Annotated in this window: 1 protein-coding gene; it reads left to right on the top strand. The window is 71.5% G+C overall.

What is annotated here, in order from left to right; all coding sequences use genetic code 11:
• Window positions 1-5: 5 nt before the first annotated feature.
• A complete protein-coding gene (locus ACQPZW_RS31835) occupies window positions 6-20,678 on the top strand; it encodes an SDR family NAD(P)-dependent oxidoreductase (protein WP_433789718.1) in 20,673 nt (6,890 codons plus the stop codon).
• The last annotated feature ends 15 nt before the right edge of the window (window positions 20,679-20,693 follow it).

Below are 20,693 nucleotides of genomic sequence, written 5' to 3'. Positions count from 1 at the left end.
CCGACATGACCTCCGCAAGCGACGCCGCCGGCGCCAACGAGGAGAAGTACCTCGCCTACCTCAAGCGGGCCACCGCCGATCTGCGGGCCGCCCGCCGCCGGGTCGAGGAACTGGAGTACCGCGGCAGCGAACCCCTCGCCATCATCGCGATGAGCTGCCGGTATCCCGGCGGTGTCACCGGGCCGGAGGACCTGTGGCGGCTCGTCGCGTCCGGCCGCGACGCCATCGGCGACCCGCCGGACGACCGCGGCTGGGAGATCGACGGCCTCTACGACCACGAGACCGGCGAACTCGACGGCGGCGCCCGGCTCGAAGGCGGGTTCCTGCGCGACGCCGCCGGGTTCGACCCCGACCTGTTCGGGATCTCGCCGCGTGAGGCGCTCGCCATGGACCCGCAGCAGCGGCTGCTGCTGGAGACCACCTGGGAGGCGTTCGAACGGGCCGGCATGGACCCGACCGCGGTGCCGTTCCCGCGTACCGGCGTGTTCGCCGGCGTCATGTACCACGACTACGGCTCCCGGCCGCTCGACCTGCCCGACGGGGTCGCCGGATACCTCGGCAACGGCAACTCCGGCAGCGTCGCGTCCGGGCGCATCGCCTACACGTTCGGTCTCGAAGGCCCGGCCGTCACCGTCGACACCGCCTGCTCGTCATCGCTCGTCGCGTTGCACCTCGCCGGGCAGGCGCTGCGCAACGGCGAATGTGACCTGGCGCTGGCCGGCGGCGTGACCGTGATGGCGACGCCGACGACGTTCGTGGAGTTCAGCCGGCAGGGCGGGCTCGCCGCGGACGGGCGGTGCAAGTCGTTCGCGGACGCGGCCGACGGTACGGGCTGGGGTGAAGGCGTCGGCATGCTGCTGGTCGAACGTCTCTCCGACGCCCAGCGGCACGGCCATCCGATCCTCGCCGTCGTGCGCGGGTCGGCGGTCAACCAGGACGGTGCGTCCAGTGGGCTGACGGCGCCCAACGGGCCGTCGCAGCAGCGGGTCATCAAGGCCGCGCTGGCGTCGGCCGGGCTCGCCGCCGCCGATGTCGACGTGGTCGAGGCACACGGCACCGGGACACGACTCGGTGATCCGATCGAGGCGCAGGCGGTGCTGGCGACGTATGGCCAGGGTCGTCAGTCGCCGTTGTGGCTGGGTTCGGTCAAGTCGAACATCGGTCATACGCAGGCGGCGGCCGGTGTGGCCGGTGTGATCAAGATGGTCGAGGCGATGCGGCATGGTGTCATGCCGTCGACCCTTCATGTTGATTCGCCGTCGGCACAGGTTGACTGGACTGTCGGCAATGTTGAGTTGTTGACGTCAACACGTAACTGGCCGTCTGTTGATCGGCCGCGACGTGCTGCTGTGTCGTCGTTCGGGATCAGCGGCACCAACGCGCACGTCATCCTCGAACAGGCGCCGACGGCGCCGGCGCCTGCCGAGGCGACGGTCTCCTTGCCGGTGGTGCCGCGAGTGATCTCGGCCAGGTCCGCGGTCGCTCTGGAGAACCAGATCTCGCGTGTACGGGAGACCGCCGCGCCGGTGCTCGACGTGGCTGCGGTGCTCAGCTCCCGGGCGATGCTCGAGCGGCGGGCCGTGTTGCTGGGCGACACGACAGTTCAGGGTGTCGCCGCCGAGGGCCGGCTGGCGATCGTGTTCACCGGCCAGGGTTCACAGCGTCTCGACATGGGCCGCGAGCTGTACGAGACGTTCCCGATCTACCGGACGGCGTTCGACGAGGTCACCACCTTGCTGGACATCCCCGGCGACCTGGACGCCGACCAGACCGGCTGGGCGCAGCCGTCGATCTTCGCGGTCGAGGTGTCGCTGCTCGCCCTGGTCCGCTCGTGGGGTGTCGAGGCCGACGTCTACGCCGGTCACTCCATCGGTGAGATCGCCGCCGCCTACGCGACGGGTGTGCTGTCGCTGGCGGATGCGGCCAGACTGGTGTCGGCTCGGGCCCGGTTGATGCAGGCGCTGCCCTCGGGTGGCGTGATGGTCGCCGTGCAGGCGTCGGTCGACGAGGTCCGGGCGGCCTACCCGTCGCTGGACATCGCAGCGATCAACGGCCCGGCGTCGCTGGTGGTCGCCGGCCTCGACCCGGATCTACCGGCGGACGAGGCAGCGCTCCGCTTCCCACCGCGGGCGGACGGGGCGGCCCGGACTGCGGCGGCCGGTCAGGCGGCCGGAAATTCGCCTCCGGCCGGTGGGCTCACCGGCATCTCCGAGCTGGAGCGCGGGCCGTGGAAGACCACCCGGCTCAAGACCAGCCACGCCTTCCACTCCCGGCTGATGGAGCCGATGCTCGACGACTTCCGCGAGGTCGTCGAAACACTGACCTTCCATGGCGACAGCGTCTGGGCCGACCCTTCGTACTGGGTGTCCCATGTGCGCGACACCGTGCGCTTCACCGACATCGTGGCTGGACTCGGCGCGGACCGGATCCTGGAACTGGGGCCGGACACCGTTCTGGCGAACCTCGTGCGCGACATCGAACCGGACCTTCCCGCCGTGGCCGCGCTGCGCCGGGGACGGTCCGAGGTCGAGACGCTGCTCACCGCGGTCGCCGAACTGTTCGTTCGGGGGCAGCACGTCCGGTGGAGCGCGCTCTTCGACGGCACCGGGCACCGGCCCGCCGACGTTCCCACGTATGCGTTCGCTCATCAGCGCTACTGGCTCGACACCGCGGCCGACACCGGTGACGTCACCACCGCCGGGCTGCTCACCTCCGACCATCCGCTGCTCGGCGCCGCCACCCTGCTCGCCGACGGCGACGGCGCCCTGCTCACCGGTCGTCTCGCCGCCGGGTCGCCGGGCTGGCTCACCGACCATCGGGTGCACGGCGCCGTCCTGGTACCCGGCACCGCCCTGCTCGACCTGGTCCTGGCCGCCGGCCGCCGGTTCGGGATGGACGGTGTCGAGGAACTGGTCCTGCGGGAGCCGCTGGTCGTGCCACCGCACACCGGCATCCGCATCCAGGTGCGTGTGGGCGCAGCCGACGACACGAACAGGCGGGCCGTCACCGTGTACGCCCAGCCCGAGGACACCGACGAGTGGACCACCCACGCCGTCGGCACGCTCGCCCCGGCCGCTCCCGCCGAACCCGACCTCACCCTGGTGGCCTGGCCGCCGCCGGGCGCCGACGAGATCCCGATCGACACCCTCTATGCGGACCTCACCGAGGCGGGGCTCGCGTACGGCGGCGTGTTCCGCGGCCTGCAGCGGGTGTGGCGGGCCGGCGACACGATCTTCGCCGAGGTGGCGATCGACCAGACCACCGACGGTTTCGCGGTGCACCCGGCGCTGTTCGACGCGGCGCTACACGCCATCGGCGCCGGCGACCTGCTGCCCGGCACCGAGGTGCGGCTGCCGTTCGCGTTCACCGGGGTGCGCGTCACCGGAACGGCCGCCGCCCAACTACGGGTCCGGCTGACCCGCGCGGACGGCACGGACACCGTCCGGCTGCTGCTCGCCGACGCGGCCGGGCTGCCGCTCGTCGAGGTCGGCGGACTCCAGTTGCGGCCGGCCGGGGCCGGCCAGAACCGGCACCTGTTCGGCATCGAATGGGCCGCCCAGCAGATCGCCCCGGCAGAGACACCGATGGCGATCCGGCTCGGCGACCCGCTGCCCGCCCCGGCGCCGGTGCTACTGATCAACGCGACCGCAACGACCACCGCGAGCGCGCCAACCGGCGCAAGTCTTCTGGACGACGCAAGTGAGCGGGCCGATACGAGCGTGCCCGGGGACGCAACCGCGCTGAGCGGCGTGACCGTGGCGGGGGACGCCCTGGACCGGGCGACGGCCCTGCTCGGCGTGATGCAGCAATGGCTGGCTGACCCGGCGTGGAGTGACTCCCGGCTGGTGGTTCGCACGCACGGGGCGGCCGGGGACGAGATCTCCGACCCCGACGGCGGGGCGCTGTGGGGGCTGATCCGGGCCGCGCAGAGCGAGAACCCGGACCGGATCCACCTGCTCGACGGGCCTTCCGACGTCTTCTATCCGGTGCCGCAGGCGCTGGTGCGCGACGGGGTGGTGCGGGTGCCGCGCCTGACGCGGGTCACGGCCGGCACTCCGGCCGGTCTCGGGGACGGACCGGTGGTGGTCACCGGCGCGACCGGCACTCTCGGCCGGATCGTGGCCGAGCATCTGGTGCGGGCGTACGGCGTACGAAAGCTGATCCTGATCTCCCGGTCGGCGCAGCCGACGATGATCGACGGGGCCGAGGTCCGCACGGTCGCCTGTGACGTCGCCGATGCCGTGGCGCTCACCGCCGCGCTGGAGAACCAGCAGGTCACCGCGGTGGTGCACGCGGCCGGTGTGCTCGACGACGGCACCCTGGAGTCGTTGACGCCACAGCGGCTGGCCACGGTCTTCCGGGCCAAGGTGGACGCGGCCCGCAACCTGGTCGCGGCCACCGGCGGCCGGGCCACCATGGTGTTCTACTCGTCGGCGGCGGGCGTGTTCGGCAACGCCGGCCAGGCCAACTACGCGGCCGCCAACGCGTTCCTCGACGCCTACGCCACCCACCTGCGCGGCCGCGGCATTCCGGCGACCTCGCTCGCCTGGGGACTCTGGGACGCCGGCATGGGCGAGACGCTCACCGAGGCGGCCCGGGACCGGATGCGCCGTGGTGGTGTCCTGCCGTTCACCACCGAGCAGGGCCTGGCCGCCTTCGACGCCGCGCTCGGCGCCGACACCCCGCTGGTCGTGCCGCTGGCCGTCGACACCGTCGCGCTGCGCGATGCCACCGGCGCCCCCGAACTGCTGCGCGGCCTGGTTCGCGCCCCGTCCCGCCCGGCCGCCGGCACCGCCCTGGGCCGCAGCCTCGCCGGACTGCCCGCCGACCAGCGCGAGACCGCCGTCCTCGGCCTGGTCCGAACCCAGGCGGCCGACGTGCTCGGCTACGCGCGGGCCGACGACGTCGACCCCGCACGCGCCTTCAGTGAACTCGGGTTCGACTCGCTGACCGCCGTGGAACTGCGCAACCGGCTCGCCGCGGCGACCGGGCTGCGGCTGCCGTCGACGCTCGTCTTCGACTACCCGAACGCCGCCGCCCTGGCCGGGCACCTCGCCGTCGAACTGGCCGGCGCCACACCGGACTCCGCCGAACCGGCCCGCGCCACACCGGCCTCCGCCGAACCGATCGCCATCGTGAGCATGGCCTGCCGGTACCCGGGCGGGGTGAACAGCCCGGACGAGCTGTGGGACCTGGTCGTGAACGGGCGCGACGCGGTCGGCGCCTTCCCCGCCGACCGTGGCTGGGACCTGGAGCACCTGTACCACCCGGACCCGGACCACCCGGGCACCACCTACGCCGCGGCGGGCGGCTTCCTCGACGACGCGAGCGCGTTCGATCCGGCGCTGTTCGGGGTCTCGCCGCGTGAGGCGCTGGCGATGGATCCGCAGCACCGGCTGCTGCTGGAGACGTCGTGGGAGACGTTCGAAGGGGCCGGGGTCGATCCGCGGTCGCTGCGCGGATCCCGGACCGGCGTGTTCGTCGGCATCATGTACGGCGATTACGCGACCGTGCTGGAACAGGCCGAGGCCGAGGTGGAGGGGTTCCTCGGTACCGGCGGCAGCATCGCCAGCGGGCGGATCTCGTACACGTTCGGGCTGGAGGGTCCGGCCGTCACGGTCGACACCGCGTGTTCGTCGTCGCTGGTGGCGCTGCATCTGGCGGTCCAGGCGCTGCGTAACGGCGAGTGTGATGCGGCGCTGGCCGGTGGTGTGACGGTGATGGCGACGCCCGGCACGTTCGTCGGCTTCTCCCGGCAGCGTGGACTGTCGGCGGACGGGCGGTGCAAGTCGTTCGCAGACGCGGCCGACGGGACCGGCTGGGGTGAAGGTGTCGGGATGCTGCTTGTCGAGCGGCTGTCTGATGCGAAGCGTCACGGGCATCCGGTGCTCGCCGTGGTGCGCGGTTCGGCGGTCAACCAGGACGGTGCGTCGAACGGGTTGACGGCACCGAACGGCCCGTCGCAACAGCGGGTGATCCGGGCGGCGCTGGCCGCCGCTCGCCTGAAACCGGTCGATGTCGATGTCGTGGAGGCGCACGGCACCGGGACGTCGCTGGGTGATCCAATCGAGGCGCAGGCGTTGCTGGCGACATATGGCCAGGAGCGTCAGTCACCGTTGTGGCTGGGTTCGATCAAGTCGAACATCGGTCATACCCAGGCGGCAGCCGGTGTCGCCGGCATCATCAAGATGGTCCAGTCCATGCGGTACGGCGTCATGCCGTCAACGCTTCATGTTGACGCGCCGTCTGCACAGGTTGACTGGACTGTCGGCAATGTTGAGTTGTTGACGTCAACACGTGACTGGCCGTCTGTCGACCGGCCGCGACGTGCGGCCGTGTCGTCATTCGGGATCAGCGGCACGAATGCGCACGTCATCCTCGAAGAGGTTCCCGCGGACGAGGTGGTGGCGACCGAGTCGTCCTTGCCGATCGTCCCGATGGTCGTCAGCGCGGCGACCGAGGGGGCGCTGACCCACCAGATCGAGCGGCTCGACAGCACGTCGACCGCGGGTGCGCTGGCCGGCCAGGTCGAGCGGCTAGACGGCACGCCGACCACGAGTGCGCTGGCCGGCCGGATCGAGCGGCTCACCGTGTCCGCCGACGCGGCGTGGACGTTGACGAGCCGGGCGCTGCTGCCGCACCGGGCGGTCGCTCTCGGTGACGTGACGTTCCGGGGCGTGGCGTCCGAGGGTCGCCTGGCGATCGTGTTCACCGGCCAGGGTTCACAGCGGGCCGCCATGGGCCGCGATCTGTACGAGACGTTCCCCGTCTACCGGACGGCGTTCGACGAGGTCACGGCGCTGCTGGACATTCCGGATCTGGATGTCGACCAGACGGGCTGGGCGCAGCCGTCGATCTTCGCGCTGGAGATCGCGCTGCTCGCGCTGGTCCGTTCGTGGGGCATCGAAGGCGACACCTACGCCGGTCATTCGATCGGTGAGATCGCCGCTGCCTACGCCACCGGCGTGCTGTCTTTGGAGGACGCGGCCACGCTGGTGTCGGCCCGGGCCCGGTTGATGCAGGCGCTGCCGCCCGGGGGCGTGATGATCGCCGTGCAGGCCTCGGAAGCCGAGGTGCGAGCGGCCTACCCGGACCTGGACATCGCAGCGGTCAACGGCCCGAAAACGGTGGTCGTCGCGGGCTGGGCTCCGGCCCTGCCAGCGGGTGAGGCCGCCCCTGACAGCGTCGCGGACCTGCCTCCGGACGAGGCCGCATGTGGTGGCGTCACCGATTCGACGGCGGATGGCATCGCGGCGGCGGGTGGGGCCGCGCTCGGCGGCGCTGCGGATGTGGTGTCGGGTGAGGCGGGGCCCGATGGCGGTTCCGATATCGCCGCGCTGGAGCGCGGGCCGTGGAAGACGACACGGCTCAAGACCAGCCACGCGTTCCACTCGCGCCTGATGGAGCCGATGCTCGACGACTTCCGGGAGGTCGTTGAGACGCTGACGTTCCACGGTGACGGCCCGTGGGCGAACCCGGAGTACTGGGTGTCGCATGTGCGGGACACCGTGCGGTTCACCGACACCGCCGCCCGGCTCGGCGCGGACCGTGTGCTCGAACTCGGCCCCGACACCGTCCTGACCAACCTGATCCGCGACATCGACCCCAGCCTGACCGCTGTCGCCGTCCTCCACCGCGACCGGCCCGAGACCGAGACGCTGCTGACCGCAGTCGCGGAGCTCTTCGTGAGGGGTGAGCGCGTCGACTGGCGAGCTGTCCTGGGCGGCGGACGACTCATCGGTCTGCCCCGATACGCGTTCGATCACCAGCGGTTCTGGCCACTGCGCCGGAACCGCCCGGCCACCGACGCCACCGGGCTCGGCCTGACCGGAACCGGACACCCCCTGCTCGGCGCGGCCGTCGCCCTGCCCGGCACCGACACCGTCGTCTTCACCGGATACCTCTCCATCGCCGGCCACCCGTGGCTCGCCGACCACAGCGTCTTCGGCGCCACCGTCGTACCCGGCGCGGCCCTGGCCGACATCGCCCTCGCCGCCGGCGCCCGGACCGGCACGCCCTCGCTCGACGAGCTGATCCTCCAGGCCCCGCTCACCCTGCCCGCCACCGGCGGCGCCCAACTGCGCACCACGATCGAACCGGCCACCGACAGCCGCAACCAGATCACCATCCACTCCCGCCCCGACGACGACACGCCGTGGACCCTGCACGCCACCGGCGCCCTCACCGTTGCGGCCACGACCGCCGACGACGACCTGATCGTGTGGCCGCCACGCGGCGCCACCGAGTTGCCGCTCGACGGGCTGTATGACGCGTTCGCCGACGCGGGCCTCGCTTATGGCCCGGCGTTCCAGGGGCTGCGGCGGGCCTGGCAGTCCGGTGACACGGTGTTCGCCGAGGTGGCGACGGACGAGCCGGTCGACGGTTTCGGCCTGCATCCGGTCCTCCTCGACGCGGCGTTGCATGCGATCGGCGCCGGCCGGTTGCTACCGTCGGCCGACGGGGCGCGCCTGCCGTTCGCTTTCACCGGCACGCAGCTGATGGGCCCCGCAGGCGGCACGCTGCGGGTCCGCCTCACTCCCGGCGACAACAACGATGGGGTACGGCTACTCCTCACCGACGACACCGGGCTACCAGTCGCGCGCATCGATGAACTGCGGCTGCGCCCGTACACGGCCGCTCAGGTGGCCAACGCCGCCGGCCGTCTGCTGTTCGGCGTCGACTGGACCCCCCAGATCCTCCGGGCCGAACCGGCCCCGGCCATCACCCTGGGTGAGCCCCTGCCGTCGCCGACCGAGGTGTTCAAGTCCCGCACGGCCGCAGAAAGCTCGTACACCGCCGTGCTGGTGGTCGATGCGAGTGCTGCCGGTGGTGTTCTGGATCGTGCTGCTGCGTTGCTTGCGTTGTTGCAGCAGTGGCTGGCCGATCCGGTGTGGTCGGGGTCGCGGTTGGTGATTCGCACCGATGGTGGTGCTGATGCGGGTGCGTTGTGGGGTTTGGTTCGTAGCGCCCAGTCGGAGCATCCGGACCGGATTTTCCTGTTGGACGGGCCGGAGGACGTGTTCTATCCGGTGCCGCAGGCGCGGGTGCGTGACGGTCAGGTGCTGGTGCCGCGGCTGGGTCGTCTGAAGTCGTCGGGTGTGCCGGACTTCGGTGACGGTGCTGTGGTGGTGACGGGTGCGACCGGCACGCTCGGCGGGATGATCGCTGAGCATTTGGTGCGGGCGCACGGCGTACCCCGGCTGATTTTGATCTCTCGGTCGGCGAAGCCGATGTCGATCGACGGGGCTGAGGTCCGGACGGTCGCGTGTGATCTCGGTGATGCTGCGGCCCTGGAAGAGGCACTGCGTGGTGAGCGGGTCACAGCGGTCGTGCACGCGGCCGGTGTCCTCGACGACGCGATGCTCACTGACCTGACGCCGCAGCGGCTGGCGACGGTTTTTCGGGCCAAGGTGGACGCGGCCCGGAATCTGCACGCGGCTACCGGTCAGCTGGCGGCGTTCGTGTTGTTCTCGTCGGCGGCTGGTCTGTTCGGTAACGCCGGCCAGGGCAATTATGCGGCGGCGAATGCTTTCCTCGACGCCTACGCCGAGGAACTGCGCGCTGAGGGTGTCCCGGCGACGTCGATCGCCTGGGGCCTGTGGGACGCCGGTATGGGCGCCGCGTTGACCGATTCCGATCGGGAGCGGATGCGGCGCGGTGGCGTGGTGCCGTTGAGTGCTGAGCAGGGGCTGGCGGCGTTCGACGCGGCGGTGGGCAGCGGCCTGCCGGTCGTCGCGGCGCTCGGCATCGACACCATCGCGCTGCGGGCCGCCGACCACGTTCCCGCACTGCTCAGCGGTCTGGTCCCGGTCCATGCCACGGCCGTGCCGGAGCACCCGCTCGCCCAGCGGCTGGCCGGATTGCCCGAACCGGAACGCCTCCGGGCTCTCCGCACTCTCGTCACCCGTCACGTCGGGGGAGTGCTCGGCTACGGCTCCACCGACGAGGTCGACCCCGAACGCGCGTTCACCGACCTCGGCTTCGACTCCCTGACCGCCGTCGAGCTGCGCAACCGGCTCGCCGCCGCCACCGGGCTGCGCCTGCCGTCGACGATGGCCTTCGACCACCCGAACGCGGCCGCGCTCGCCGGCTTCCTCGCCGGGCAGCTGTCGCACTCCGGGGAGCGGGCCGTCGAGACGGTCGGCACCGTCCGGGCGGACGACGACCCGATCGTCATCGTCGGCATGGCCTGCCGCTACCCCGGCGACGTGAACAGCCCCGGCGACCTGTGGGATCTGGTGCTCTCCGGCCGCGACGGCATCGGCCCGTTCCCGGACGACCGCGGCTGGGACCTGGACAACCTGTACCACCCCGACCCGGACCACCCGGGTACCTCGTACACCCGGGAGGGCGGCTTCCTCAGCGGCGCCGCCGACTTCGACCCCGACCTGTTCGGGATCTCGCCGCGTGAGGCGCTCGCCATGGACCCCCAGCAGCGCCTGCTGCTGGAGACGTCGTGGGAGGCGTTCGAGCGGGCCGGCATCGACCCGCTCGGCCTGCGCGGACGGCGGATCGGCGTGTTCGCCGGCGTCATGTACCACGACTACGGCTCGCAGACGGCCGAGGTTCCTCCGGGCGTCGAAGGCTTTCTGGCCATCGGCGGTTCCGGCAGCGTCGCCTCGGGCCGGATCGCCTACACGTTCGGCCTGGAGGGGCCGGCTGTCACCATCGACACCGCCTGTTCGTCGTCGCTGGTGGCGCTGCACCTGGCGGCGCAGGCGGTGCGTAACGGCGAGTGTGATGCGGCGCTGGCCGGTGGTGTGACGGTGATGGCGACGCCGAACACGTTCATCGGCTTCTCCCGGCAGCGCGGGCTGTCGCCGGACGGGCGGTGCCGGTCGTTCGCGGACGGCGCCGACGGCACGGGCTGGTCCGAGGGCGTCGGGATGCTGCTGGTGGAGCGGCTGTCCGACGCGAAGCGGCTGGGTCATCAGGTGCTCGCCGTGGTGCGGGGTTCGGCGGTCAATCAGGACGGCGCGTCCAATGGGCTGACGGCGCCGAACGGGCCGTCGCAGCAGCGGGTGATCCGGCAGGCGCTGGCCGCCGGTGGGCTCACGACGGCTGATGTGGATGTGGTCGAGGCGCACGGCACGGGAACGTCGTTGGGTGATCCGATCGAGGCGCAGGCGTTGCTGGCGACGTATGGCCAGGGTCGTCAGTCGCCGTTGTGGCTGGGTTCGGTCAAGTCGAACATCGGTCATACGCAGGCGGCGGCCGGTGTGGCCGGTGTGATCAAGATGGTCGAGGCGATGCGGCATGGTGTCATGCCGTCGACCCTTCATGTTGATTCGCCGTCGGCACAGGTTGACTGGACTGTCGGCAATGTTGAGTTGTTGACGTCAACACGTAACTGGCCGTCTGTTGATCGGCCGCGACGTGCTGCTGTGTCGTCGTTCGGGATCAGTGGCACGAATGCGCACGTGATTCTGGAGGCTGGTCCGTCCGTCGACACAGTCGCGACGTCGAGGTTGCCGATCGTCCCGATCGTGTTGAGCGCCGCCGATGCGGATGTGCTGGATGTCATGCAGGACCGTGTCGCACGGACCGAAGAGGCGGGTCGTGCGCTGGCGGCTCGTGCCGTGTTGAGGCATCGTGCGGTGGCGCTGGGTACTGGTGAGTTCCGTCGCGGTGAGGCACGTTCGGCTTCGTTGGCGGTCCTGTTCACGGGTCAGGGTTCGCAGCGTGCGGGTATGGGCCGTGAGCTGTATGAGACGTTCCCGGTCTACCGGGCGGCGTTCGATCAGGTCACCGCCCTGCTCGACATTCCGGATCTGGATGTCGACCAGACGGGTTGGGCGCAGCCGTCGATCTTCGCGGTCGAGGTCGCCCTGCTGGCTCTGGTCCGTTCGTGGGGTGTCGAGGCTGACGTTTACGCGGGTCACTCGATCGGTGAGATCGCCGCCGCCTTTGCCTCCGGTGTGCTGTCGCTCGAAGACGCGGCGACGATGGTGTCGGCTCGTGCCCGGTTGATGCAGGCCCTGCCGCCCGGGGGCGTGATGGTCGCGGTGCAGGCGTCGGCCGACGAGGTCCGGGCGGCGTATCCGAACCTGGACATCGCGGCGATCAACGGCCCGAGGTCGGTGGTGGTCGCGGGTCTCGATCCGGATCTGCTGGCGGGCGACCCAGCAGCCCGAATCTCGTCGGCGGGTGCGGCGGGCGTTGGGTCCTTGTCGGCTGGTGACGCGGGCGTTGGGTCCTTCTCGGCGGGTGCGGCGGGCGTTGGGTTCTCGTCGGCTGGTGACGTGGCGGCCCGGATTTCGCTGGATGTTCAGTCGGCGGCTCAGTCTTCGCCCGATGGTGAGGCGAGGGTTCGGTTCTCTTCGGCGGGTGGGGCGGCCGGTTGGTTGTCGTTGGCGTCCGATATCGCGGAGCTGGAGCGGGGGCCGTGGAAGACGACGCGGCTCAAGACCAGTCACGCGTTCCATTCGCGGTTGATGGAGCCGATGCTCGACGACTTCCGGGAGGTCGTCGAGACGCTGACGTTCCACGGTGACGGCCCGTGGGCGAACCCGGAGTACTGGGTGTCGCATGTGCGCGACACCGTGCGGTTCGTCGACACCGTTGCTGGGCTCGGCACCGACCGGATCCTTGAACTCGGTCCCGACGCGGTCCTCAGCACCCTCACCGGCGGCGTGCCGGCGATGCGCCGCGACCGCGGCGAGGTGGAAACCTTGCTCAGCGCTGCAGCGGACCTGTGGGTCCAGGGTCAGCACGTCGACTGGGCCGCTGTTCTCGGTGACGGGCCGCGAGATGACCTGCCCACCTACCCGTTCCGGCACCAGCGGTTCTGGCTTGCGCCGAGCGCGCCCACGGGCGACCTCAGCGCCGCCGGTCTTGACGACGTCGGCCATCCGCTGCTCGGTGCGGCGATCGAACTGCCCGGCTCGGGGGCGCTGCTGTTCACCGGTGTTCTCGGCAGCCAGGCCTGGCTCGGCGACCACCGGGTACACGGCGCTCCGATCGTCCCCGGCGCGGCGCTGCTCGAGATAGTTCTGGCGGTGGGCGCCCGCGCCGGCGTCCCGGCCGTCGAGGAACTGGTGCTGCGGGAGCCAATCGGCCTGCCGGCCCGGCTGCGCGTCCTGCTGGAGGAGGCGGACCAGGCAGGACGGCGGACATTCACGGTCTACACCGGTGACGCGGACGGAACGACAGTGACCGCGACCGGTGTGCTCGCCCCCATGGTGGATTCGGTTGACCTCGCCGCCGACCTGGTGGTCTGGCCGCCGGCCGAGGCCGAGGAACTCGATCTGGCTGGCGTTTACGAGGCGTTCGCGGATGCCGGCCTCGGCTATGGCCCGGCGTTCCGCGGGCTCCGGCGAGCCTGGCGGGCCGGTGACACGGTGTTCGCCGAGGTAACGACCGGTGAACAGGTCGACGGCTACGGACTACACCCGGCCCTGTTCGACGCGGCACTGCATGCGGTCGGCGTGAGTGGCCTGCTTCCCGCCGAAGGGGCCCATCTCCCGTTCTCGTTCTCCGGGGTTCGGCTGGCCCGTCCTGCGGGACCGAACCTGCGGGTCCGGCTCACCGCGGGCGGCAGTGGGGTCCGGCTGGCACTCGCCGACGCGGCCGGGCTGCCGGTCGCCGAGGTGGACGGCCTGGTCCTGCGGCCGGTCAACGGGCAGCGCCCCGGCGCCACCGCCGATCGCCTGCTGTTCGGCGTCGAATGGGTGCCGCAGCAGGTGCAGGGCGCACCGGCCCCGGCCATCACCCTGGGCGAGCCCCTACCGTCGCCGGCCGAGGGGCTCAAGTCCGACACGGCTGCGGAGAGCCCGCTGGTCGGGGAGAGTTCGCCGGTCGACATGTTGATGGTTGACGAGCCTGCGAAAACGCGGCCCGCGGGCCTGGTGGTCGACGGCCTGGCGGAGAACCGGCCGGCGGGGGTGTTGGTGGTCGATGCGAGTGCTGCCGGTGGTGTTCTGGATCGTGCTGCTGCGTTGCTTGCGTTGTTGCAGCAGTGGCTGGCCGATCCGGTGTGGTCGGGGTCGCGGTTGGTGATTCGCACCGATGGTGGTGCTGATGCGGGTGCGTTGTGGGGTTTGGTTCGTAGCGCCCAGTCGGAGCATCCGGACCGGATTTTCCTGTTGGACGGGCCGGAGGACGTGTTCTATCCGGTGCCGCAGGCGCGGGTGCGTGACGGTCAGGTGCTGGTGCCGCGGCTGGGTCGTCTGAAGTCGTCGGGTGTGCCGGACTTCGGTGACGGTGCTGTGGTGGTGACGGGTGCGACCGGCACGCTCGGCGGGATGATCGCTGAGCATTTGGTGCGGGCGCACGGCGTACCCCGGCTGATTTTGATCTCTCGGTCGGCGAAGCCGATGTCGATCGACGGGGCTGAGGTCCGGACGGTCGCGTGTGATCTCGGTGATGCTGCGGCCCTGGAAGAGGCACTGCGTGGTGAGCGGGTCACAGCGGTCGTGCACGCGGCCGGTGTCCTCGACGACGCGATGCTCACTGACCTGACGCCGCAGCGGCTGGCGACGGTTTTTCGGGCCAAGGTGGACGCGGCCCGGAATCTGCACGCGGCTACCGGTCAGCTGGCGGCGTTCGTGTTGTTCTCGTCGGCGGCTGGTCTGTTCGGTAACGCCGGCCAGGGCAATTATGCGGCGGCGAATGCTTTCCTCGACGCCTACGCCGAGGAACTGCGCGCTGAGGGTGTCCCGGCGACGTCGATCGCCTGGGGCCTGTGGGACGCCGGTATGGGCGCCGCGTTGACCGATTCCGATCGGGAGCGGATGCGGCGCGGTGGCGTGGTGCCGTTGAGTGCTGAGCAGGGGCTGGCGGCGTTCGACGCGGCGGTGGGCAGCGGCCTGCCGGTCGTCGCGGCGCTCGGCATCGACACAGCGGCTATGCGGTCGGCGCCGGTCGTCCCAACGATGCTGGAAGCGCTCGTGCCCGGCCGCGCCGCCAATCGCGCCACCAGCCTGCTCGGGCGGCAGCTGGCCGGGCTGCCCACGGAGGAGCGCGACGCCGCCGTGCGCGGGCTGGTTCGAGCCCAGGTCGCTGAGGTGCTCGGCCACGCCGGCGCGGACCGGATCGCTGTCGGGCGGGCGTTCACCGAGCTGGGCTTCGACTCGCTGACCGCGCTCGAGCTGCGCAATCGGCTGGCCACGGCTACCGGACTGCGGCTGCCGTCGACGCTGGCCTTCGACTATCCGACGGTCACCGCGCTGGCGGCGTACCTCTCCGGCGAACTCGGTGGCCGTGAGCAGGCGACGGACGTCTCCGGCGAACTCGTCGGGCGGGAGCAGACGACGGACGTCGCCGACCCCGGCGAGCCGATCGCGATCGTCGGCATGGCCTGCCGTTACCCCGGGGGAGTGACCGGGCCGGACGACCTGTGGGACCTGGTCCTCACCGGACGCGACGGCATCGTGCCGTTCCCCGAGGACCGCGACTGGGACCTGGACAACCTTTACCACCCGGACCCGGCGCACCCGGGCACCTCCTACACACGGCACGGCGGGTTCCTGGCCGGCGCGGCGGACTTCGACCCGGGGCTGTTCGGGATCTCGCCGCGTGAGGCGCTCGCCATGGATCCGCAGCACCGGTTGCTGCTGGAGACGTCATGGGAGGCCTTCGAACGGGCCGGAGTCGACCCGCTCGGCCTGCGTGGGTCGCGGACCGGAGTGTTCGTCGGCGTCATGTACAACGACTACGGTCTGGTGCTCGACCAGTCGACCGACAATGCCGAAGGCTTCCTGGGTACGAGCGCGAGCGTCGCGTCCGGACGGGTGTCGTACACGTTCGGCCTGGAAGGACCGGCTGTCACCGTCGACACCGCCTGCTCCTCGTCACTGGTCGCACTGCACCTGGCCGCCCAGGCCCTGCGTAACGGCGAGTGCGATGCAGCGCTGGCCGGTGGGGTCACCGTGATGGCCACACCGGCGACGTTCGTCGGGTTCTCCCGCCAGCGAGGGCTGTCGCCGGACGGCCGGTGCAAGTCGTTCGCGGACGCGGCCGACGGGACCGGCTGGTCGGAAGGTGTCGGCATGCTCCTGGTGGAGCGGTTGTCCGACGCCCGCCGTCTCGGGCATCCGGTGCTCGCCATCGTCCGTGGCAGCGCCGTCAACCAGGACGGCGCGTCCAACGGGTTGACGGCGCCGAACGGGCCGTCACAGCAGCGGGTGATCCGGCAGGCGCTGGCCGCCGGTGGGCTCACGACGGCTGATGTGGATGTGGTCGAGGCGCACGGCACGGGCACGTCGCTGGGTGATCCGATCGAGGCGCAGGCGTTGCTGGCCACCTATGGCCAAGATCGTCAGTCACCGTTGTGGATCGGTTCGGTCAAGTCGAACATCGGTCATACGCAGGCGGCGGCCGGTGTGGCCGGTGTGATCAAGATGGTCGAGGCGATGCGGCACGGTGTCATGCCGTCGACGCTCCATGTTGACGTACGCACTGCACATGTTGACTGGACGGCCGGCAATGTTGATGTGCTGACGTCAACTCGTGAGTGGCCGCCAACAGATCGACCGCGACGTGCTGCAGTGTCGTCATTCGGGATCAGCGGCACCAACGCGCACGTGATCCTCGAAGCCGCGCCGCCTGTCGAGACGGCACAGATTGACGTGCTCCCGCATGCGCCGATCGTGCTGAGCGCCGCGGATCCGGACGCACTGCAATCCATGGAGCAGCGGCTCGACACCTCGATCGAGGGTCTGGCCGGAGCGCTGACGAGCCGGGCCACGTTGCCCTACCGGAGCGTCGTGCTCGGCGAGTCGACGATCCGGGGAGTGGCCTCCGAGGACCGTCTGGCGATCCTGTTCACCGGCCAGGGTTCGCAGCGGTTGAACATGGGTCGGGAGCTGTACGAGACGTTCCCGGTCTACAAGGCCGCGTTCGACGAGGTCACCGCGTTGCTGGACATCCCGGATCTGGACGTGGACCAGACCGGGTGGGCGCAGCCGTCGATCTTCGCCGTCGAGATCGCCCTGCTGGCGTTGATCCGCTCTTGGGGTGTCGAGGCTGATGTCTACGCCGGTCATTCCATCGGTGAGATCGCAGCGGCCTACGCGACCGGTGTGTTGTCGCTGGAGGATGCGGCGACGATGGTGTCGGCACGTGCCCGGTTGATGCAGGCCCTCCCGGCGGGCGGTGTGATGGTCGCGGTACAGGCGTCTGAGCAGGAGGTTCGGGCGGCGTTCCCGGATCTGGACATCGCAGCGGTCAACGGCCCGTCGTCGGTTGTCGTCGCAGGTCTCCTCCCGGCCACGTCGGGCGATGAGGCTGCTGCCGGTGGCGTCGCGGCCTTGCCGGCGGGCGAGGCGGCTCCCGGCGGCGACACGGATCCGGCCTCGGGCGACGCCGCTTCCGGCAACGACGCGGATCTGGCGTCGGGTGGGGCCGTTTCCGGCGGGGTCGCGGATCTGGCGTTGGGTGTGGCTAATTCTGGCGGCGTCACGGAACCGGCGGCGGGTGAGGCGGGGCCTGGTGGCGGTTCTGACATCGCTGCTCTGGAACGTGGGCCGTGGAAGACGACGCGGCTCAAGACCAGCCATGCTTTCCACTCGCGGTTGATGGAGCCGATGCTCGACGACTTCCGGAAGGTCGTGCGGACGCTGGCGTTCCACGGTGAAGGCCGGTGGGCCGACCCGGAGTACTGGGTGTCGCACGTGCGGGACACCGTGCGGTTCATCGACACCGCGGCGGGACTGGGCACCGACCGGATCCTCGAACTCGGCCCGGACGCCGTGCTCAGCACCCTCACCGGCGGCGTGCCCGCGATGCGCCGCGACCGCGGCGAGGTCGACACCCTGCTCACCGCGCTTGCCGAACTGTGGGTGCGGGGCCAGCACGTCGACTGGCCGGCCGTCATCGGCCGGGCGCACGCCGAACTGCCGACCTACCCGTTCCAGCACCGGCGGTACTGGCCGCGCCCGCGCACCGGCGTCACCGCCGACGTCGCCGGCCTCGGCCTGACCGGAACCGGGCACCCGATCCTGGGCGCCAGCACCGAGATCCCCGGCGCCGGCCTGGTGCTGTTCACCGGCACCCTGAGCGCCGCCACCCACCCGTGGCTGCTCGACCACACCGTCCACGGCCGTCCGGTCGTCCCCGGCGCCGCGCTCGCTGAGATGGCGCTCGCCGCCGGGGCGCCTGCCGGTGTCCCGGTCCTCGACGAGCTGCTGCTGCAGACGTCGCTGGACCTGCCGGATCGGGCGACCGTGCAGGTACGGGTCACGGTCGGCGAGCCTGTCGACGGCGCCCGGCGGCCGGTGACCGTCCACTCGCGGACCGGCGAGGACGACGTGTGGACGGCGAACGCCTCCGGCCTGCTGGCCCCGGACGACGGTGCCGAGCCGGGCACGGTGACCGTCCCGGCGGACGCCGACGAGATCGACCTCGACGGCTTCTACCCGGCGATGGCCGACGCCGGCCTCGGGTACGGACCGGCCTTCCAGGGCCTGCGCCGGGCGTGGCGGTCCGGCACGCAGGTGTACGCCGAGATCGAGGCGCCCGACCCGGCCGAAGGTTTCCTGCTGTACCCGGCCGTGCTCGACAGCGTGCTGCACGCCGTCGCCGCGGGACGGCTCGTCGACACGGTGCGGCTGCCGTTCGCGTTCACCGGGGTCCGGCTCGTCACCGGCGGCGCTGACCGGCTGCTGGCGAGGCTGTCACCGGACGGTGCCGACGGTGTGCGCCTGGAACTCGCCGATCGGGCCGGCCTGCCGGTGGGAGGCGTCGACCGGGTGGCGTTGCGTCCGCTGCCCGCCGCCGCGACCGGCCTGCGGACCGTGCAGTGGCAGCAGACGGCGGTGAGCGGGGACGGGGACACGACCGGGTGGTTGCACCTGCCGCTGGGTGAGCCGCTGCCGGCCGCCGTCGCGCCCGTGGTGGTGCTCGACGCCACCAACCCGTGGCCGGTGCGTGCGGCGCTGCCCGCCGCGCTCGGCGTGCTGCAACAGTGGGCTGCCGATCAGGCCTGGGCGGACAGTCAGCTGATCGTTCTGACCTACGGTGCGGTCGCCACCGGCCCGGCCGATCCGGTGCCCGGCCTCACCCACGCCACGCTGTGGGGGCTGGTCCGCTCGGCGCAGACCGAGAACCCGGGCCGGATCACGCTGGTGGACGCGGACGCGAGCCCGCTCGTTCCGGGGATCCTCGCCGCCGGGCTGCCGCAAGCGGCCGTCCGCGACGGCGTCGTCCTGGCACCGCGCCTGACCGCCCTCACGGCCTCATCGAGCCACCCGTCACCGGCGACCACCGAACTGAGCGCTGCCGAAAGGGCAGCGGCGAGCCTGGAAGCGGCGGAATCGGGCGCGGCGGAAAGGGAAGCGGCGGAATCGGGCGCGGCGGAAAGGGAAGCGGCGAAACCGAGCGCGGCGGAAAGAGAAGCGTCGGCGGCCCTGGAAACGGCGGACCGGGGAGCGGCGCAACCGGGCGCGGTAGATAAGGGAGCGGCCGCCTCGGGCCCGGCCGGACCGGGATTGCCCGGACTGGGTACCGGGACGGTAGTGCTCACCGGCGCGACGGGAGCGCTCGGTGCGGCCCTGGCCCGGCACCTGGTAACCGCCCACGGCGTGAAGGATCTGCTGCTGGTCAGCCGCCGGGGCCCCGGCGCCCCTGGCGCCACCGACCTGGTCACCGAGCTGACCGCCGCCGGCGCCGGCGTGCGCCTGGCGGCCTGCGACCTGGCCGACGCCCGGGCCGTCCACGACCTGCTGAAGGATGTGCACGTCAGCGCGGTCTTGCACGCGGCCGGGGTGACCGACGACGCCACCATCACCTCGCTCACCCCTGACCGTTTCGAGTCGGTGCTGGCCGCCAAGGTGGACGCCGCAACGAACCTGCGGGCGGCCACCGCCGACCGGCCGCTGGCCGCGTTCGTGCTGTTCTCGTCGATCGCCGGCCTGCTCGGCAACGCCGGCCAGGGCAACTATGCGGCGGCGAACGCGTTCCTCGATGCGTACGCGGCCCGGCTGCGCTCCGAAGGCGTGCCGGCCACGTCGATTGCCTGGGGCCTGTGGGCCGGGGGCATGGGCGGGGCGCTCACCGGCATGGACCGGGACCGGTTGCGGCGCGGCGGCGTCGAGCCACTGGAGACGGCGGCCGCGCTGGACCTCTTCGACGCCGCACTCACCACCGGCGCATCCCTGGTGGTGGCCGCGGCAGGCCGCCTGCCGGAGCTCGCGACGCCCCGCCCGAAACCGGCCACCACCCGCACCGGCGCACGCGACAAGGCCCTGAGCAGGCAGCTCGCGGCACTGTCGGCGGCCGAGCAGACCCGGGCCCTGCTGAGCCTGATCCGCACGCAGGCGACGGCCGTGCTGGGCCACACCGACGTCGGCGACACCAAGGCGTTCAAGGAGCTCGGGTTCGACTCGCTGACCGCTGTCGAATTCCGTAACCGCCTGGCCGCCGACACCGGGCTGCGCCTCGCACCGACCCTGATCTTCGATCACCCGACCCCGGTGGCCCTGGCCGAGGCGCTGCGCGTACAGCTGGCTCCGGAAGTCACCGACGGCGAAGCCGAGCTGGCCGGTTTGGAGGCCGCCCTGGCGGCCGGATCGCCGAGCGCCAGCACTCGCAACCGGATCGCGTTGCGACTGCGGTCGCTGCTCGCTGATCTCACCAAGGCTGAGACCGAGGCCGGCACCGCGACCACCCTCCACGACGACATCGCCGCAGCCGACGACGACGAGCTGTTCAGCCTGCTCGACAACGAACTCGGCGCGTAACCGACATGGGAGTAG

The organism is Actinoplanes sp. CA-252034, from assembly GCF_050956125.1.
Taxonomy (GTDB): Bacteria; Actinomycetota; Actinomycetes; order Mycobacteriales; family Micromonosporaceae; genus Actinoplanes.
This window is presented reverse-complemented; position numbering and strand designations above follow the sequence as displayed.

Bases quoted from the DNA above. Each gene is read 5' to 3' on its own strand.
- ACQPZW_RS31835 (WP_433789718.1), top strand. From the start codon at position 6: ATGACCTCCGCAAGCGACGCCGCCGGCGCCAACGAGGAGAAGTACCTC.